The organism is Brevibacterium sp. p3-SID960, assembly GCF_025144725.1.
GTDB lineage: Bacteria > Actinomycetota > Actinomycetes > Actinomycetales > Brevibacteriaceae > Brevibacterium.
The window spans coordinates 26,964-44,137 of record NZ_JALXKS010000005.1; the positions used below are offsets into that span (position 1 = coordinate 26,964).

Annotated in this window: 17 protein-coding genes; 5 read left to right on the forward strand and 12 right to left on the reverse strand. The window is 68.0% G+C overall.

Annotation, left to right across the window (positions count from 1 at the left end; translation table 11 throughout):
• The first annotated feature begins 37 nt into the window (after positions 1-37).
• On the forward strand, positions 38-592 hold the full coding sequence (locus M3B11_RS02390) for a hypothetical protein (RefSeq protein ID WP_259875150.1): 555 nt from the start codon (positions 38-40) through the stop codon (positions 590-592).
• Between the two features lie 139 nt (positions 593-731).
• Here the strand turns inward: M3B11_RS02390 and M3B11_RS02395 are convergent, their stop codons facing one another.
• Entirely contained in the window at positions 732-1,412 is a 681-nt protein-coding gene (locus M3B11_RS02395) for a response regulator transcription factor (protein ID WP_259875152.1), read from the reverse strand.
• Positions 1,409-2,695 (reverse strand): cell wall metabolism sensor histidine kinase WalK, encoded by a 1,287-nt coding sequence (locus tag M3B11_RS02400; RefSeq protein ID WP_259875154.1) that lies wholly within the window; start codon positions 2,693-2,695, stop codon positions 1,409-1,411. The genes M3B11_RS02395 and M3B11_RS02400 overlap by 4 nt, the downstream gene beginning before the upstream one ends.
• Before the next feature lie 203 nt (positions 2,696-2,898).
• Here M3B11_RS02400 and phoU point away from each other — a divergent pair, with 203 nt between their 5' ends.
• On the forward strand, positions 2,899-3,564 hold the full coding sequence (gene phoU / locus M3B11_RS02405; RefSeq protein WP_165883654.1) for a phosphate signaling complex protein PhoU: 666 nt from the start codon (positions 2,899-2,901) through the stop codon (positions 3,562-3,564).
• A 21-nt stretch (positions 3,565-3,585) separates the two neighbouring features.
• On the opposite strand, the gene M3B11_RS02410 is transcribed toward phoU, so the two are convergent.
• The 8 genes from M3B11_RS02410 to M3B11_RS02445 all read right to left on the reverse strand — a co-directional run bounded on the left by M3B11_RS02410 (position 3,586) and on the right by M3B11_RS02445 (position 9,670).
• Positions 3,586-4,515: an EamA family transporter gene (locus M3B11_RS02410; protein ID WP_259875156.1), complete on the reverse strand. Its 930-nt coding sequence runs from the start codon at positions 4,513-4,515 to the stop codon at positions 3,586-3,588.
• 97 nt (positions 4,516-4,612) lie between these two features.
• On the reverse strand, positions 4,613-5,356 hold the full coding sequence (locus tag M3B11_RS02415) for a phosphoglyceromutase (RefSeq protein WP_217006324.1): 744 nt from the start codon (positions 5,354-5,356) through the stop codon (positions 4,613-4,615).
• A gap of 293 nt (positions 5,357-5,649) precedes the next feature.
• Positions 5,650-6,168 (reverse strand): YbjN domain-containing protein, encoded by a 519-nt coding sequence (locus M3B11_RS02420; RefSeq protein WP_259875158.1) that lies wholly within the window; start codon positions 6,166-6,168, stop codon positions 5,650-5,652.
• 42 nt (positions 6,169-6,210) lie between these two features.
• Positions 6,211-7,482 carry a glycosyltransferase gene (locus M3B11_RS02425; RefSeq protein ID WP_259875160.1) on the reverse strand — a complete coding sequence of 424 codons (1,272 nt, stop codon included), beginning with the start codon at positions 7,480-7,482 and terminating at the stop codon, positions 6,211-6,213.
• Complete coding sequence (locus tag M3B11_RS02430; protein WP_259875162.1) at positions 7,479-8,312, reverse strand: alpha/beta fold hydrolase; 834 nt, start codon at positions 8,310-8,312, stop codon at positions 7,479-7,481. Before M3B11_RS02430 ends, M3B11_RS02425 begins: the two co-directional genes overlap by 4 nt.
• On the reverse strand, positions 8,309-8,626 hold the full coding sequence (locus M3B11_RS02435; RefSeq protein WP_175293843.1) for a DUF2516 family protein: 318 nt from the start codon (positions 8,624-8,626) through the stop codon (positions 8,309-8,311). Before M3B11_RS02435 ends, M3B11_RS02430 begins: the two co-directional genes overlap by 4 nt.
• 4 nt (positions 8,627-8,630) lie before the next feature.
• Complete coding sequence (locus tag M3B11_RS02440) at positions 8,631-8,975, reverse strand: AzlD domain-containing protein (RefSeq protein ID WP_191726417.1); 345 nt, start codon at positions 8,973-8,975, stop codon at positions 8,631-8,633.
• A complete protein-coding gene (locus M3B11_RS02445; RefSeq protein ID WP_259875165.1) occupies positions 8,972-9,670 on the reverse strand; it encodes an AzlC family ABC transporter permease in 699 nt (232 codons plus the stop codon). The genes M3B11_RS02440 and M3B11_RS02445 overlap by 4 nt, the downstream gene beginning before the upstream one ends.
• A 64-nt stretch (positions 9,671-9,734) precedes the next feature.
• On the opposite strand from M3B11_RS02445, the gene M3B11_RS02450 reads away from it, so the two are divergent.
• Positions 9,735-10,286 (forward strand): helix-turn-helix domain-containing protein, encoded by a 552-nt coding sequence (locus M3B11_RS02450; protein WP_259875167.1) that lies wholly within the window; start codon positions 9,735-9,737, stop codon positions 10,284-10,286.
• An 87-nt stretch (positions 10,287-10,373) separates the two neighbouring features.
• On the opposite strand, the gene M3B11_RS02455 is transcribed toward M3B11_RS02450, so the two are convergent.
• The gene (locus M3B11_RS02455; RefSeq protein ID WP_259875169.1) at positions 10,374-11,525 is read right to left on the reverse strand and encodes an aromatic acid exporter family protein; all 1,152 of its coding nucleotides are present in this window, start codon (positions 11,523-11,525) and stop codon (positions 10,374-10,376) included.
• A 374-nt stretch (positions 11,526-11,899) separates the two neighbouring features.
• On the opposite strand from M3B11_RS02455, the gene pepN reads away from it, so the two are divergent.
• Both pepN and M3B11_RS02465 read left to right on the forward strand, forming a co-directional pair.
• On the forward strand, positions 11,900-14,548 hold the full coding sequence (gene pepN / locus M3B11_RS02460) for an aminopeptidase N (protein ID WP_259875171.1): 2,649 nt from the start codon (positions 11,900-11,902) through the stop codon (positions 14,546-14,548).
• A 76-nt stretch (positions 14,549-14,624) separates the two neighbouring features.
• Positions 14,625-16,151, forward strand: coding sequence for a serine hydrolase (locus tag M3B11_RS02465; protein ID WP_259875173.1), 1,527 nt, complete (start codon positions 14,625-14,627; stop codon positions 16,149-16,151).
• On the opposite strand, the gene M3B11_RS02470 is transcribed toward M3B11_RS02465, so the two are convergent.
• Positions 16,073-17,143: an LLM class flavin-dependent oxidoreductase gene (locus M3B11_RS02470; protein WP_259875175.1), complete on the reverse strand. Its 1,071-nt coding sequence runs from the start codon at positions 17,141-17,143 to the stop codon at positions 16,073-16,075. The two genes, M3B11_RS02465 and M3B11_RS02470, sit on opposite strands and share 79 nt — an antisense overlap.
• Positions 17,144-17,174 lie beyond the last annotated feature (31 nt).

Here is a 17,174-nt window from a genome sequence, read left to right on the forward strand (position 1 = left end):
GTCATTTCACTCCGTCGTCACTCCAAGGAGCTTGAACGTGAAACGGTCCACTCGTGCGGCACTCGCTGCCGCTGCCGTCGCCCTCGTGATCCCTGCCAGCGGCTGTGCCAGCCTGCTGTCGGCGCAGCAGACCGCGGAGTATCAGTACAACGGCGGCGACGGAGCCTGGAACGTCGAGAACGAGCAGGTCAAGGTCCGCGGACTGCTTCTCATCGCCAATGACGACGATGTCGCACAGGTGTTCTTCACCGTCGTCAACAATTCCGATCAGGACGCCGACGTCGAGATCTCCGTCGGCTCCGCCACCGCTTCAGAGACCGTGCCGGCCGGCGGCCGCTGGGTGCAGAACCCGGAGAACGCCGCTGCTGAGTCCGAGCCGCTGCTGACCGAGAACTACGGCGGCAAGCCCGGCGACAAGGTCGATGTTGAGGTGACGATCAACGGTGAGACCGAGATCGTGCGCGCCCAGGTGCTCAACGGCGCCCACCCTGACTACCAGGATCTCGAGCCCACCGGCGCTCCCGGTGACGATTCCGCCACCGGCGTCGTCGAGACCCCCGGACCGGAGGAGTCGCCGGCTACGGCCCCCTGATCCGCTCAGACACACAAAGGGGCGGCAGAGCAGATGCTCTGCCTCCCCTCTTTCTGTGCCGTGGGCCGGTTCAGCGCCGTGGGCCGGTCCCGGGGCGTGAGTGCGGTTCGGCGCCCTGGGGCCGGTCCGGCGGCTGGGCTCAGCCTTCGAACTTGTACCCGAGGCCGCGGACGGTGACGAGCAGCTGCGGGTGGGACGGTTCGACTTCGACCTTGGCGCGCAGACGCTTGATGTGCACATCGAGGGTCTTGGTGTCACCGACGTAGTCCTGGCCCCAGATCCGGTCGATGAGCTGGCCGCGGGTCATGACGCGGCCGGCATTGCGCACGAGCATCTCCAGGAGTTCGAACTCCTTGAGCGGCAAGGACAGCTCCTCCCCGCGGACGCTTGCGACATGCCGGTCGACGTCGATGCGCACCCCGCCGGCTTCGATGACGGAGTCCATGAGGTCATCGGGTTCGGCATTGCGGCGCAGCACGGCGCGCACGCGGGCGAGCAGCTCACGGGAGGAGTACGGCTTGGTGACGTAGTCATCAGCACCGAGCTCAAGGCCGACGACCTTGTCGATCTCGGAGTCCTTGGCCGTGAGCATGATGATCGGCACGTTCGACTTCGCGCGCAGCTGGCGGCACACCTCGGTCCCGGATGCGCCGGGCAGCATGAGGTCGAGCAGCACGAGGTCGGCGCCCGCCCGGTCGAATTCGGCGATGGCCTCCAGGCCGTCGGCGGCAACGGTGACGTCGAATCCTTCCTTGCCGAGCAGGTACGACAGGGGGTCGGAGAATGACTCTTCGTCTTCGACGAGCAGAATGCGGGTCACGTCGTCTGTTTCCTTTGTTCTTCAGTTGTCTCACGGTCGACCGTGCCGTCCACGGCGCGTCCGTCTTCTTCCTTCGCCGGTGCCGGGCCCGGGCGGGCTTCCGGTTCGTCGGCGATGAGGATGCCGGATTCGGCAGCCTCGGCGATCACCGGATGCTCCTCGGTGTGAGCCAACGGTAGCACCACGGTGAAGGTCGATCCCTGCTTGGGCTTCGACCATACGCGCACTTCGCCGCCGTGGGTGGCGACGATGTGCTTGACGATCGACAGTCCCAAGCCGGTCCCTCCGGTCGCTCGGGAACGTGCCGGGTCGACGCGGTAGAAGCGTTCGAAGACCCGTTCGGTCTCTTCGTCGGTCATGCCGATGCCCTGGTCGCTGACGGCGATGAAGACCCGCTCGTCGCTGACCCTCACCCCGATGCCGACCTGCGTGCCGGCGTTGGAGTAGTTCACGGCATTGTCGACGAGGTTGCGGATCGCGTTGGACAGCAGGTCCGGGTTGCCTTCAACGGCCCAGGCCGATGGGCAGTCGACGGTGAGCGAGATGTTCTTGGCATCAGCGGCGGTGACTGCACGGTCGACGGCATCGTCGATGATGTCGGCGACCGGGATGATCTCACCGGAATGCGCTTCGTGGTCCTGCACGGCTGAGAGATCGATGATCTCCTGGACGAGCTGGGACAGCCGGTGGGATTCGCGCTGCATCCGCCCGCCGAAGCGCTCGACAGCCTCGGGGTCGTCGGAGAAGTCGGTGACCGCCTCGGCTAAGAGCGCGATCGCGCCGATGGGGGTCTTGAGCTCATGGGAGACGTTGGCGACGAAGTCGCGGCGGACCGCCTCCAAACGGTGGGCGTCGGTGTGGTCGTCACACAGGACGAGGACGAAGGCGGCACCGAGCGGGGCGACGCGGGCGTGGAGGTGGCGCCGCGCCTGGCGGGAGCGGCCGCGCTGGGTTTCGAAGTTCATCTCCTCGATGAGCCCGCGGGTGCGGACCCGGTCGATGACTGCGGCCAGTTCGGAGGCGGCAATGCGGTGGCCGCGGACGAGGCCGAAGGTGTAGGCGGCCGGTGAGGCCTTGATGACGTCGTTTCCGGCATCGACGACGATTGCCGCACTCGGCAGCACGGCGAGCACCTCGGCGATGCCGTCGGGGAGCTCGTTGTTCGAGTGCAGATCGGCGGAATCGCGCGTGCGATCGGAGAACCGGAACGCCATGATGGCGACGATGCCGATCGCCAGACCCACGAGGCCGGTCAGTGCAGCTATGAACAACGGATCTTCCACACACACCAGCATAGGGGCCTGCTGAAGACGGGCCGGTCCGATATAATGACGACGGTTCTGACATTAGCGAAGTGTTCACCCGGCCGTCAGTGCTGATTCACTGCAGACTGGGAAGGTGGGAACGATTCTCGGCCCCGTGGCCGCAGCCGCACATGCGCTGCCGCCAGGGGTCTGACGCTTCAATCTGAAAGGAAGCATTCCGAATGCGCGAGGTCTTCAAGGCTGAGCTCGAGAACATCGCCGACGAGCTCGTCGAAATGGCAGCCAAGGTGAGCGAGGCGATGCGCTCAGCGACTGAAGCTCTTGAGAACAACGACCTGGAGCTGGCGGAGAAGGTCATCGACGCCGATACCGAGATCGACAATATGACTGCCGATCTCGACCAGCGCTCTGCTGAGCTGCTGGCGCTGCAGGCACCAGTTGCCGCTGACCTGCGTGTCGTCATCTCCGCACTCAAGATGAGCGTGGCCCTCGAGCGGATGGGCGACCTCGCCCGTCATGTCGCCTCGCTGGTGCGCATCCGCCACCCGCAGCCGGCGCTGCCGGAGGGATTCCGGGACGTGTTCCTGCGCATGGGTGAGGCTGCGATCCGGATCGGTGAGGAGACGGAGCAGCTGCTCGACAACCCGGGCCTGCGCGGCGTGCCGCTCATCAATGCCATCGACGAGGAGCTCGACCAGCTGCACCTGCGAGTCTTCGCGCTCATCGCCGAATCCGACCACGGCATCCTCTCGCCCGCCCAGATCGCTGACATCACCCTGCTCTCGCGCTACTTCGAGCGCTTCGGCGATCAGGCCGTCAACGTCTCCAAGCGGGTCGAGTACCTGCTCACCGGCAGCTGGGTCCCGGATCTGTCCGCCAAGGACTGAGGCTGCCGGCTGAGCTGCGGCTCAGCTGCCCGCCGGCTCGCCACCATCGTCAGGGTCGCACTCGATCTGAGTGCGGCCCTGACGCTTCTGTGTGCGTCGCCGGCCGAGGATCCCGGTGGTCACGGCCACCCCGAGCAGCAGCAGGCCGCCGCCTGCCACCTCGGCGGCGGTCGGCACATCGCCCTTGACCACCCACGCGGAGGTGACCCCGACGACGGGGACGAGAAGGGTGAACGGTGCGACATCGGCGGCAGCGTAGCGGCCGAGCAGCGTGTTCCAGGCGACGTAGCCGATGAGGGATGCACACAGCGCGGTGTAGGCCGTCGATGCGACGACACCCCAGGTGGGGTTCGCCAGCGCGGTGCCGACGGCGACCGGTCCGTCGATGATGAGGGAGAGGACGAACAGCGGAATCGGCACCACGGTCGCCGACCAGATCGTCAGGCTCACCCCACCGACCTCGGCACCGCGGGCGGCGACGTTGCCGATGCCCCAGGACAGCGCCGCGCCTAACACGACGACCACCGCGATGGCCGGGACGCCTGCGGTGCGCCCGGCGATGATGACCGCAAGCCCGGCGACGCCGATGAGGACACCGATGACGGTGCGAGCCCTGGGCCATTCGCGCAACACGATGACGGCGATGACCGTGGTGAACACCGCCTGCATCTGCAGAAGGATCGAGGCCAGGCCCGGTGGCAGGCCCAGGGACATGGCGACGTAGAGCAGTCCGAACTGGCCGGCGGACATGAACAGGCCCACGAGCATCACCCGGGCGAAGCGGCCGCGCGGGAACGGGACGAAGAAGACAGCGGGGAAGATGATGACGAGGAAGCGTACGACGACGAGCAGCAGCGGCGGCCAATCCTGTACGCCGAGGTCGATGAAGAGGAAGTTGATGCCCCACAGCACGACAACGCCGAGGGCGATGAACACATCGCGAACGCTCATGCCCTGAGGCTACACCCGCCTGGTGGGACGCGAAGACGCCATCTCACCTGCGGTTGTGCTCGCGAGGTGAGATGGCGCCAGTACTGCTTGGAGTGGTTCAGCGCCCCTGGTTGGCGACCTGGCCGATCGCCGCTTCTGCGGCCGCGGCGTCAAGGTAGGTGCCGCCGGGGTTGAGCGGCGCGAAGCTCTCGTCGAGCTCGTAGTGCAGCGGGATGCCGGTGGGGATGTTGAGGCTGGGGATGTCAGCGTCGGAGATCCCGTCGAGGTGCTTGACGAGGGCACGCAGGGAGTTTCCGTGGGCGGTGACGAGCACCGTGCGGCCGAGCTGCAGATCCGGCACGATCGAGTCGTACCAGTACGGCAGCATGCGCACGATGACATCGGCGAGGCATTCGGTGCGCGGGATCGAATCCCCGAGGTTCGCATACCGCGGGTCGCCAGCCTGGGACCATTCGGAGGAGTCGTCGAGGACCGGCGGCGGAGTGTCGAAGGACCGGCGCCAGGTCATGAACTGCTCCTCGCCGAACTCGTCGCGGATCTCCTTCTTGTTCTTGCCCTGCAGCGCGCCGTAGTGGCGCTCGTTGAGCCGCCAGGAGCGCTTGACGTCGATCCAGGCGCGGTCGGCGTGCTCGAGGGCGATGTCGGCGGTGATGATCGCACGCTTGAGCCGGGAGGTGTGCAGCACCTCGGGCAGCAGGCTCTTCTCTGCCAGCAGCTCACCGGCGCGAGCGGCCTCGGCGCGGCCCTGTTCGGTCAGCGGCACGTCGACCCAGCCGGTGAAGAGGTTCTTCTGGTTCCATTCGCTCTGCCCGTGGCGCAGCAGCACAAGGTTGTACGTCATACCTCCATTGTGGCACAGCGCCACCGCGCGGATCGGCGGCAGGTCAGGCGGCCCAGCGGTCGGCGGCGGCATGTGTCACGACGCGTCACATCGGCGCGTCTCTGATATCGAAGCTGCTCATCCTGCCCATATCGACGATGGTGACTCCTGGCATATGCTCCAGGACAGATTCCAGAGAAGTTGTCTCGTGCGGCTTCTCCGTCCGCGCCCCTGCATCGCCGAAAACTGCAACAGCTCGGCTCTTGGCTGGTGAGAACCGCGGTTGATACCAGATTGCGGTGAATCAGTGACTCTCACGTCTCCAGGTATTCGTTGCCCTCGGCCAGCAGGTGTTCGAAGGCGGCGAGGTTGCGCGTCGATTCCCCGCGAGTGACCCGCCACGCCCATTCCTTCTTCATCGAGGTGAGGAACCCGATGATGAGCAGTTCATTGAAGCTCTCATCGGCGGCTGAGAGGAACTTCCCGAGGATCTCGTCGATGAGGTCGTCGTCCCAGGCCCGCGGCGGAACCGAGGCGTTGAGATAGACGTCACCGAGCTTGTCGGTGGCGAACGCCAGGCCCTTGAGCCGGGAGTTCTTGTGCAGCAGCCAGGCGTGGAACTCGCCGTGGTTCTCATCGGCATGCCGGATGACGAAGGCCTGCAGGTCAATGCTGCGCGGGCTGCACTTGACCGACACAGTCGTCTTGAGCTTCTTCTCCCCCGGCAGGCTGACGACCGCGTGGGTGTCGGCGAGCCGGTCGACTTCAAGCCCGGATTCCTCAGCCCAGGTCACCAGCCGGTCAGCGGCGGCAAGCGGATCGGTCGTGCGCATCTCAAGCTCCTGCCTCAAACGGTCGACACTGCTGGTCTCAGCCTACGCCGTCACACCCGCACCGGACACCTCAGCAAGCACAGTATCGACACAGCGCTCCCAGGTGAACCGGCTCGCCTGCCCGGCAGCTGCGGCAGCCATCTGCTGCCGGGCGGCATCACCGAGCAGCCTGGCGATCGCCTGTGCCCAGATCTGCGGGTCATGCGAGTGAAGAAGGACACCGGTGCTGTGCGTGACGATGTGGCGCAGCCCGCCGACAGCCGCGGCGATGACCGGCGTACCGCAGGCGGCGGCTTCGGCGGCGGCGAAGCCGAAGGATTCGCTGCGGCTGGGCACGAGCACCGCGTCGGCGGCCCGGTACCAGTCGGCCAGCCGTTCGGCCGGTTCCGGGGGCAGCACGGTGATCGCCGGTTCGGCCGCTGCGGCCTCGGCCATCGCCCCGGCTGCCTGGGCATCGGTGCCGCTGGCGGCTCCGAGCATGTACAGCCGCGCCTCGGGTAGCTCGGTTCGCAGCCGCTGCATCGCTGCGATCGCCACGTCGGTGCCCTTGATGTGCTGCATCCGCCCGACGGCCAGCAGCACGGGTTCTGCTCCGAGCCCGAGGCAGCGGCGGGCGGCGTGCCGGTCTCCGGGTGTGTAGACGGTGTGGTCGATGCCGGGCACGGCTGTGATGACGCGTGCCGGTGGGGCACCGAGCAGGTCGATGATGTCGCCGCGTTCGGCTGGGGTGTTGGCGATGACGAGGTCGGCGACACCGGCGATCCACGGTTCGGCTGCAAGCCGGTCAGCCGGTTCGCGCTGGCTGCCGGTGTCGCGGTCCTTGACCGCGCCGACCGTGTGGAAGGACACTGCGAACGTCGCGGCCGCGCGGTGAGCTGAGCGCATCCGCAGCACCGCAGCCGCAGAGATCCAGTAGTGCGCCCAGATGAGCTGGCAGTCAGCCAGCTCCTGCAGCCCGGCCATCGCCGCAGCGATCGCATCGAGATGGGCCAGCAGGTCCTCTTTGGTCCGGGCCGGGGTGCGCAGCCGGTGGATCCGCACCCCGGGCCCGAGGCGGGAGCTGGCGGCCCAGGCGACCGGTGCCTCGGGGGCGGGGTCCCGGTGCCCGGCTGCCGCGTCGCCTGTGTGGGCGGGGTCGCCTGTGTGGGCGGGGTCGCCTGTGTGGGCGGGGTCGGCGGTGATGATCTCGACCTGGTGGCCGCGGGCGGCCAGTTCGGTGGCGGTGGCGCGGACGTAGACGTTGAGCCCGCCGGCATCGCCCTGCCCGGGCTGGGCGTCGGGGGCGGTGTGCAGGCTGATGAGCGCAATGTTCACGCCGGTGAGGTGTCCTGGTCGTTGAAGAAGCCGGTGAGGATGCGGCGGACTTCTGAGCGGCCCTTCCACAGGATCGAGCCGGCTGGCAGCACGACGAGCTCGGCTGCTGGGAAGGCTTCGGCGTAGCGCTGTGCCATCTCGACGGGGTGGGCGGGGTCGTCTTCGTGCGTGAGGACGAGGACCTCGCCGGTGAACTCAGCGGCAGCTGCCGGGCTGTCGACGGCGATCTCACCGGCTAAGCCGACACCGTCGGACATGTCGGTGTCGAAGAGCGCGTCGACCTTCTGCCGCACCCAGTCCTGGACGGGCCTGTGGACGATGAGGTCATCGGGTTCTGTGGCCAGCAGCGCCTCGTACAGGTCGTCCCGGTGGCCGGCGTCGAGCAGGCCGCGCATGAGCGCCAGGTGTTTGGTGTTGCGTGCGGCGATGCGGTCGGGAAAGCCGTCGAAGGAGGCCGGCAGCACGAAGGCGACCTTCTCCAGACCGGTGGCTGCCGGGTGCCTGCCGGTGATGAGGCGGGCAAGGCCGCCGGCGCTCATCGACACGCCGAGCGCGCGGGTGGCCTGTGTGCGCTCGAGTGCCTCGGCGAGCTGATCGGCGATCGTCTGATACGTCCACGGGCGTCCTGGTGAGGGGCGGCCGCCGTGGCCGCCGAGGTTGACGAGCGCACGCGTGCCCTCGACGCCGGTGGCGAACGGTCGGGTGTCGCGGATCGCGCCGGAGAAGCCGTGACCGAACAGTGTCACCGGACTGCCGTCTCCGAAGGTCGAGACATAGCCGGTCTCAGGGCCGGGACGGTTGCGGTCAGAGGTTCCCGCAGTGCTGGTCATCGGCCGCGGAACCGGGGGTCGACCGAGCGCAGGGCCTTGCGCACATCAGCGAAGTACACGGCCGCCGCGACGAAGCCGAGCAGGGAGAGGAAGAACGGGAAGCGCATGCCGCCACCGAGCGGCAGCGCGAGGAACCCGACGACGGCCGCGATGCCGAGCAGCACCGTCCAGAACACCTTCGACTTCTTGTCCGCAGCACGGTAGACCTCGTCCTTGTAGCGCAGAGAATCGAGGAATGCGGCGATCTCGACGACGAAGGCGACGACGACGATCGCCAGGTAGAGAAGGCTCTGGATATTGGCGAGGACCTGCATGCCCTCAGCCTAGCAAGCCGGAGACCCGCAGCCCGCCGGTCACAGCCATGGCAAGGATCACCGCGATGAGCATCGGCACCCGGCAGATGAGCGCCGCAACACCGGTGCCCACACCGATGAGCCGGGCCGGATCCGCCAGCTCCTGACCGTCGAACACCGCGGTCGTCAGCGCCACGGCGGCGATGAGGACGACGGCAGACCGGTCGAGCCAGATGCGGGCAGGACTCGGGGCAGTCTCGTCAGGCCCGGCGGTGCGGGTCATGCCGCCCAGGCGCACACCGGTCAGGCGCAGCAGATAGGTGCCGCCGGCTAAGCCGGCGAGGCTGATGAGGAAGACGAGCGGGCTCACCGGCGACCACCGCCTGGGGAGCGGAGTGCCACCCAGATGCCGAACGGCACCAGGGCGAGCAGCCCGGAGACCGGGCCGAGGCCCAGTGGCAGCAGCGGGGTGAGCGCGAAGGCGATGGCCATGCCGAACAGAGCGGCCGGGCCGGTGATGCGGTGTCTGAGGTCGGAGGTGATGAGGGCCAGCAGGATGACGGGGAAGGCGGCGTCGACGCCGAGGGCGGCGGCATCGACGATGCGCCCGAGCAGCTGGCCGGTGGCCGCGCCGATCGGCCAGCAGATGAAGATCGCCACACCCATGATGAGGAATCCGCGCCAGCGGGCGCGTTCGGTGGACTGGGCGCGGGAGAAGGCGACGGTCTCATCGTTGACGAGATGGGCGGCGAGCAGCGATCGGCCGTCTCGCGGGATCCACGCGCCCACGGTGAGGCCGAAGGGCAGGTTGCGGGTGTTGACGAGCAGGCCGGCGAGCACAGCGAGCACTGGTGCGCCGCCGGCGGCGACGACGCCGACGAAGGTGAGTTCCGCCGCCCCGCCGAGTGCGAAGACGGCGAGCATGAGGGTCTGCCAGACGGGGAACCCGGCGGCTCCGGAGATCGCGCCGTAGGAGACAGCGACGGCGAAGATCGTCAGGGTGATGACGGCGATGGTGCGGTAGGCGCTGGCGGGCAGTGCGCTGCTGGCAGGAGTCGGGACCATGAGCACATGGTGCACGAGCCCACAGTGTTCGTCAAACCGAACAGGCGTCCATTACACTGGCCGCATGACGTCATCCCCGCTGCCCCAGATCGCTGCCGCCCTGCGCCGTGAGCGCACGCGTCTTGGCCTGAGCCTGTCGGAGGCGGCCAAGCGCGCGGCGGTGTCGAAGTCAACGCTGTCCGGACTCGAAGCAGGCGCCGGAAACCCGAGCATCGAGACGATGTGGGCGCTGGCAACGGCCTACCAGGTGCCGCTGGCCCAGCTGCTCGATCCGCCCGCTCCCGAGGTGTCGGTCATCCGGTTTGGGGAGCTGCCGCAGCTGGCCTCAGGTTCGGCGGACTATGCCGCGGTGCTTCTGAGTTCGTGCCCGCCGCATGCCCGTCGCGACCTCTACCTCATCACCGCGGAGCCGGGCTCCGTCAAGCACTCCGAACCGCATGAGGCCGGCACCGTCGAACACGTCATCATCGGCTCCGGGTCAGCCCGAGCGACAGTGGCGGAGGCGACGATCGAACTGGCCGCCGGTGACTACCTGCGCTTTCCCGGCGATGCCGCCCACAGCTTCGAGGCCCTCGAACCCGGCACGCTGGCTGTTTTCGCCGTGCAGACCGGGTGAGCAGCAGAACCGGGTGCGCAACAGAACCGGCCGAGCAGCAGACCGGGGTGCGCACACGGCACCGGTGACCACCGCCTTGGGCCCGGTTCACTCGACCGGCGGGCCCTCCGAGCTGTCGCCCTCCAGGGTCGGCAGCTGTTCGCGGGCGTGACCGTCGGTCATGCCGGCGGCCTGCAGCAGGTCGGTGGCCAGCGGGCGCAGCAGCAGCACGAGTGTTTCGTCCTGAGAGTCGCGCACGGCCTCGCCCTTGGGGTCGAGCCTGCTGGCCACCTGGGACAGGTACTCCTCGGCCGGAACGCGGGAGGTGCCGCGGCGCAGCGCGACGCGCAGCCGGTTGGCGCCCTCGCCCAGGTCGGCGACGATAGCGGCCATCTCCGGGTGCGGCTGGCCGAGTTTGGCCACCGTGAGGATGCGACGGGCGATGACGCGCACCAGCCGCATCGCCCGGTCGGCGTACTCGCAGGCCTTCGCCAGGCGGGTGACCTCGGCGGCATAGCGGCGGGAGCGGGCGTTGATGCGGGCAGCCTCCTGCGAGATCCGCAGCGAAGAGCGCCAGGAGTCGATCATCGCCTGGGTGTCGCGGGCGCGTGAGAGGGTCCGCTCCGCAGCCTGCGCGTCAGCGCGCTTGAGCGCATCGGCGGCTTCGATGAGCAGTTCGGAGATCTCCTGCAGCAGCGCCGAGGCGCGGTCGCGCGGGGCCTTGCGCGCATCATGAGGCACGATGAGGGCCATGATGATCGCCACGGTCGCACCGACGAGGGCGTCGATGGTGCGGTCGAAGGGCTGGGCGGCCACCGCCGGGGGCACGGTGACGACATAGACGGACTGCACCCCGATCTGGGTGATGAAGATGCCCCCGGAGTTGATCATCGTGCCGATGAGCAGGCCGATGAACAGCACGATCATGAGCTGAATGATCCCCTGGCCGAACAGCTGGACCATCACCTCGCCGGCCAACACGCCGAGGGTGGCCCCGGAGCCGATCTCCACCGCCCGGCGCAATCGGCGATCGACCATCACACCGGTGCCGATGGCTGCGGCGACGGCTGCGAGGAAGGGGTATTCGTGGCCGAGGACGAAGTAGCAGAACGCGTAGGCGGCAGTCGCGCCGAGGGTGACCTGCAGAAGCTGGGACATGTTCGTGCGGATCCGGCGAGCGCCGATGCGCGAGCGGTTCTCGGCGACGCTGCCGAGATGGCGGGGCCAGTTCGACGGGCGGACCCACGACTGCTGCTGCATCAACTCTCCTCCTGCCTTTCGACCCTGGCGAATGCGGCCATCAGCCAGCCGACCAGCGTCAGTCGCCTGGCTGCACATCCTGAGTCTACTCGGGCGGGCAGGACCGGGAGCACGGACTGAGAGTCCTGGCCAAGGGCGATGCAGTGCCCGTTCGAGCTGCTCGCGGCTGGCAGGCGCCGTCTCCGCAGGCTTGGGCAGGGCACGTTGACAGACAGGCCGATGACCTCGGCGGCCTCACCAGCGGTCCCGGCATCCGATGCGACGGTCCCCCTCCGCTGTGCCGCGAATCCCATTGATCAGTCGCGAATCCCATTGATCACCTGCCCGGCACGGTCGGTTATGTGACATGCTGGGACTCGGCGACAGGAGGACAGATGACCACGAATCTCACGCGCGCGCAGGCGCGCTCCCGTTCGGAGCTGCTCAGCGTCGAGCTCTACACCGTCGACCTCGATCTCAGTGCGGCCGCAGATCCTGATGCGGAGACGTTCGCCTCGACGACGATCGTCGATCTCGATGCCGTGCGCGACGGTGAGACCTTCATCGACCTCATCGCCGACTCGGTGTCCTCGCTCACGATCAACAATGAGCCGCTCAACCCGCGCACCGCCTTCGACGGCGCCCGCGTCCACTTCCCCGTCACTGCCGGGGCGAATCGGCTGGAGATCACCGCCGCCTGCCCGTACTCGCGCTCCGGTGAGGGCCTGCACCGCTACTTCGACCCAGCCGATGACAAGGTCTACCTCTACACCCAGTACGAACCCACCGACGCCCGGCGGGTGTTCGCCAACTTCGACCAGCCCGACCTCAAGGCCCGATTCCAGTTCACCGTCACCGCGCCGAAGGACTTCTCCGTCCTCAGCAACTCCCCGGTCGCCAGCGTCTCGGCACCGGCCCAGGGGCTGCTGCGCCACGAGTTCGCCGTCACCGGCGTGCAGTCCTCCTACATCACCTGTGTGACCGCCGGCCACTACGCCTCGGCAACCGACACGTACACGCACCCGCAGACCGGCCAGACGATCGAACTGGGCGTCCACACCCGCGCCTCGGTAGCCGAGCACATGGATGCCGAGTCGATCTTCACCGTCACCAAGCAGGGCCTGGACTTCTTCCACGAGCACTTCGACTACCCCTACCCGTGGGGCAAGTACGACCAGATCTTCGTGCCTGAGTACAACCTCGGCGCGATGGAGAACCCGGGCCTGGTGACCTTCACCGATTCCCTCATCTTCCGTGACAAGGTCACCCGCGCCTCCTATGAGGCGCGCGCCAACGTGATCCTGCATGAGATGGCGCACATGTGGTTCGGCGATCTTGTGACGATGGCGTGGTGGGATGACCTGTGGCTCAAGGAGTCCTTCGCCGACTACATGGGCGGGCTCGCCCTGGCTGAGGCGACCGAGTTCGATGACGGCTGGGTGACTTTTGCGCTGCAGCGCAAGGGCTGGGCGTACCGGCAGGATCAGTATCCGACGACCCATCCGATCGTCGCCGACATCCCCGATGTCGAGGCCGCCAAGCTCAACTTCGACGGCATCACCTACGCCAAGGGCGCCTCGGTGCTCAAGCAGCTCGTCGCCTACGTCGGCCAGGACGCCTTCATGGCCGGCACCCGCCGGTACTTCCGTGCCCACGAGTTCGGCACCGCGACTCTGACCGACTTCCTCACCGCGCTCGAGGCAGCCGCCCCGGACCGCGATTTGGCCGCCTGGGCCGATGCATGGCTGAAGACGACCGGGGTCTCCGAGCTCAGCCTGGAGATCGAGACCGATGACGAGGGCGCCATCACCGCCGCCGAGGTGGTGCAGCAGAACTCCGGGACCGGCGCCTCGGGTGCGGGTGACGCCGACGCCGAGGTGGTGCGCCCGCACCGGCTCCAGCTCGCCGGATTCGTCCGCAAGGGCAGCATGCTCACGCGCACGCAGACGTGGGAGATCGACTTCGACTCCTCGCGTGCCGAGGTCCCGGATCTGGTGGGCGTCGCGCGCCCGGATCTGCTGCTGCTGAACTATGGTGATGACGACTTCGTCAAGGTCCACCTCGATGACACGTCCACGCAGACCGCGCTCAGGCATGTGTCCCGGTTCGCTGATCCGATGGATCGGGCGCTGGTGTGGTCGGCGCTGACGAATGCGATGCGCGACGGGCTGCTGCCGGTCACCGACTTCCTCACCGCCTACAGCCGGTCGCTCAGCCGCGAGACTCATGCCGGGATCTCGGCTGCGCTCATGCGCACGATGCTCACCGCCCTTGATGAATGGCTGCCGGAGCGGTTCGTCGACCCGGCCCTCGACGGGCTGCTCGGTGTCAGCTTCGATGCGCTGGCGGCTTCGAAGCCGGGTTCAGATGAGCAGCTGGCGCTGGCCCGCACGCTGCTCTCACTTGTTCTGCGCAGCGCGCAGGTCCGCACGTCGACTCCGCCGGTGCGTGCCGGCCGGGAACTGGCACAGGCGATGCTCGCCGTCGAAGCCGGCTCCGATATGCGCCCGGACTTCCCGGGCCTGACGATCGACCATGCGCTGCGCTGGCATGCGCTCACCGCGCTGGCGACCCTCGGCTGGGCCGATGTGAGCGATATCGACGAGGCGCTGGCGGTCGACCAGACCGGTTCGGGCCGGCTGCACGCCCTGACCGCCGAGGCCGCCCGGCCGCTGCCGATCGCCAAGCAGCGGGCGTTCACTGCGGCGACGACTGATGAGTCACTGAGCAATGACGTCATCTCCGCGCGCATCGCCGGGTTCACCGTGTCCTCCGGGCTGCCGATCACCGAGCCGTTCGTCGAGGAGTACTTCCGGCTGCTCGAAGGCTTCTGGGATCGGTCGATCGAGATCGCCCGTCGGCTCGTCAACGAGCTCTACCCCAGCTGGTCGATCCGCCCGGATGAGGTGCTTGCGATGACCGATGAGTGGCTGGAAGCGCATGCGGATGCCCCGGCAGCTCAACGCCGGCTGCTCATCGAGCGCCGCGATGACCTCGCCCGTTCGATTCGGCTCCGGGCAGCCGGTGGTGCGGGCAAGCACTGATCTGAGCGGGAGACCCGACCCTATTGTCGGGTTTTCCCCACCGCAGGCCCCGCCGGTGGCGTTCTAGCGTGAAGGCATGGCTCTTCGCTGCCGCATCTGGCCCCAGTTCCACGCTGTCGCGATCGCGCTGACGCTCGGTTTCGCACTCGGCACGGCCGCACTGCCGGCGCTGGCAGGCGAGACCCGCACCCCGCATGGTGGAATCGCCGGGGCTGAGCGTACCGGCGGGATCGACGCGGGTCTTGCCCGGCTGGTCTCCGATCTCGATACGCCCGGCATCGCCGTCGCGGTCGTCGGCCCTGACGGGATCGTGGCCGAGCAGCGGGCCGGTGACCTCGCCGGCGCACCGCCGACAGCACTGCGGTGGGGCTCGCTGTCGAAGGGCATCACCGGGTCGCGCGTCGATGCGCTCATCGCGTCAGGAGATCTGCGCCTGGCTGACATGCTCGGCGGGCATGTGCCGGATCTGCCAGCCGGGTATTCGGAGATCACCATTCGGCAGCTGCTGACGCATACGAGTGGGCTGAGCCACGATATCGCGCTGACCGATGTCGACCGTCCCGACACCAGCGCACGCGAGGTGGTGTCTGAACTTCCGGTTCACGCACCTGCAGTCCGTCATGGCAGCGCGTATGAGTATTCGAGTCTCAACTACCTGCTGCTGCAGGCTGTCGTCGAATCCGTCACCGGTGAGCCGTTCGGCCCACCGGCTGGTGTGCCGGCGCACGGCTGCTCGCTGGAGACCGAGAACGGGTCAGTGCCGTTCTTCGGCATGCGCATGCCCGCCGGGCAGCGCTGCGACTCGGCTGGCCTGGGCTACGGGTACTTCGGCGGGACCTTCGACGAACTGACCGACTGGGCGGCATGGAACCTCTCGGCTCGCGGGAGGATCTTCCACGCCCATTCCCGGGCAGCCGCAACCCCGACTGAGGCAGACGCGCCTGCCTCAGACACGCGCCGCGAAGCGATGTACGGATTCGGCTGGAACTACGACACGGTCGACGCCGGTGGCCGCACCTGGAAGCGCATCCATCATTCAGGAGCAGTCCCCGGTGCCTTCACCCGGATCGAGATCCTGCCCGATGACAATCGCGCCGTGGTGCTCATGGCATCCGCATACGGCGAGCCCGGTTCCGCAGACCTGCCCGAATCGACGCAGTTCCTGTCCTCGCTCCTCGCCGGAGGGCAGCCTGTCCCTGATTCCGGTCCAGCCGAGGGCGCGGACGCCCCGGTCTACCCGATTGCGCTCGGCGCTCTTTCGGTGCTGACAGCCGGTGCCGGTGTATCGCTGCTGCGGCAGCTGCGCGGCCGGCCGCGACGACCGGTGACCGCGCTCGCCGTCTCTGCAACGGGAAGCGCTGCCATGCTCGCCGGTCTCATTCTCGGCATCCCCGCGGTGACAGGTCTGAGCGTTGTGCAGCTGGGCAGGTGGGCGCCGGACATCGTGGTCCTGGCTGTCGCCAGCACCGCGCTGACCGTCGCCTCAGCCTTCACCGCCCTCATCCACTGGAGGCGCATGCCAGGTCAGCCGGCGAACGCCTCGGCGACGAGCTCGAGGGTGCGCACCCGCGCCGGTGCGGCATCGAGCGGATCGGACTCATAGGAGCCGGCGACCGGCTGGAGCATGATCTCGTCGACGCCGAAGCGCTCAGCATCGGCCCGCAGCTTGGCGGCAACCTGTTCGGGCGTGCCGATCGCCCACGGGGCGGTCATCTGCTCGGCGAGCTTCCGATGCCCGTCGGTCATGAGCTCGTCAACGCGGGCACCGACGGTCGGCAGCGGGCGCATCGGGTCGCCGACGCGCAGGTTGGCCATCGTGTACTGGTACGGCCCGGCGAGCTCCCAGGCCTCCTCTTCGGTCTCGGCGGCGATCGTGTTGACGGTGACGAAGGTCTTCGGCGCACTGCCGTATTCGGTGACGGTGAACTCGCTGCGGTAGAGCCCCAGCGCAGTCTCGGTGCCGCGGCCGGCGAAGTGGTGGGCGAAGACGTACGGCAGGCCGAGGGCGGCGGCGAGCTGGGCGGAGTACCCGCTCGATCCCAGCAGCCACACCTCGGGAACGGCATCGAGGTTCGGGGTCGGTGAGAGCCGGTGGACCCTGTCGCCGAACATCGGGATCTCGGCACCACCAGGGCTGAAGAGGCTGAGGATGTCGACGATGTGCTGCGGGAACTGCTCGACCGGATCGAGGGTGTTGCCGGCGCGGTCGACCATCCGGCCTTCGCCGAGGTGTCCGCGCATCGCTGCCGAGGTGATCGGGTCGGTGCCCGGTGCCCGGCCGATGCCCAGGTCGATGCGGTCGCCGTAGGCGCCCGCCAGCAGCGCGAACTGCTCGGCAACCGCCAGCGGAGCATGGTTGGGCAGCATGACGCCGCCGGAGCCCAGCCGGATCTGCTCGGTGTCCTGGCCGAGGTACATAAGCTCGGTGGCAGGTGCCGTAGAGGCGACCGAGGGCATGTTGTGGTGCTCGGCGACCCAGTAGCGGGTGAAGCCGAGGCGGTCGGCGGTGTCGACGAGCTGCTTGGAGGCGCGCAGGGCCTGACCGGTCGTCTGGCCTTCGCGCACAGAGATGAGATCGAGAACTGAGAGCTTCATATCCGAACGAACAGTGTGCGCACGCCGATCA

Bases quoted from the DNA above. Each gene is read 5' to 3' on its own strand.
- phoU (WP_165883654.1), top strand. From the start codon at position 2,899: ATGCGCGAGGTCTTCAAGGCTGAGCTCGAGAACATCGCCGACGAGCTC.
- M3B11_RS02410 (WP_259875156.1), bottom strand. From the start codon at position 4,515: ATGAGCGTTCGCGATGTGTTCATCGCCCTCGGCGTTGTCGTGCTGTGG.
- M3B11_RS02415 (WP_217006324.1), bottom strand. From the start codon at position 5,356: ATGACGTACAACCTTGTGCTGCTGCGCCACGGGCAGAGCGAATGGAAC.
- M3B11_RS02420 (WP_259875158.1), bottom strand. From the start codon at position 6,168: ATGCGCACGACCGATCCGCTTGCCGCCGCTGACCGGCTGGTGACCTGG.
- M3B11_RS02430 (WP_259875162.1), bottom strand. From the start codon at position 8,312: ATGACCAGCACTGCGGGAACCTCTGACCGCAACCGTCCCGGCCCTGAG.
- M3B11_RS02435 (WP_175293843.1), bottom strand. From the start codon at position 8,626: ATGCAGGTCCTCGCCAATATCCAGAGCCTTCTCTACCTGGCGATCGTC.
- M3B11_RS02445 (WP_259875165.1), bottom strand. From the start codon at position 9,670: ATGGTCCCGACTCCTGCCAGCAGCGCACTGCCCGCCAGCGCCTACCGC.
- M3B11_RS02450 (WP_259875167.1), top strand. From the start codon at position 9,735: ATGACGTCATCCCCGCTGCCCCAGATCGCTGCCGCCCTGCGCCGTGAG.
- M3B11_RS02455 (WP_259875169.1), bottom strand. From the start codon at position 11,525: ATGCAGCAGCAGTCGTGGGTCCGCCCGTCGAACTGGCCCCGCCATCTC.
- pepN (WP_259875171.1), top strand. From the start codon at position 11,900: ATGACCACGAATCTCACGCGCGCGCAGGCGCGCTCCCGTTCGGAGCTG.
- M3B11_RS02465 (WP_259875173.1), top strand. From the start codon at position 14,625: ATGGCTCTTCGCTGCCGCATCTGGCCCCAGTTCCACGCTGTCGCGATC.
- M3B11_RS02470 (WP_259875175.1), bottom strand. From the start codon at position 17,143: ATGAAGCTCTCAGTTCTCGATCTCATCTCTGTGCGCGAAGGCCAGACG.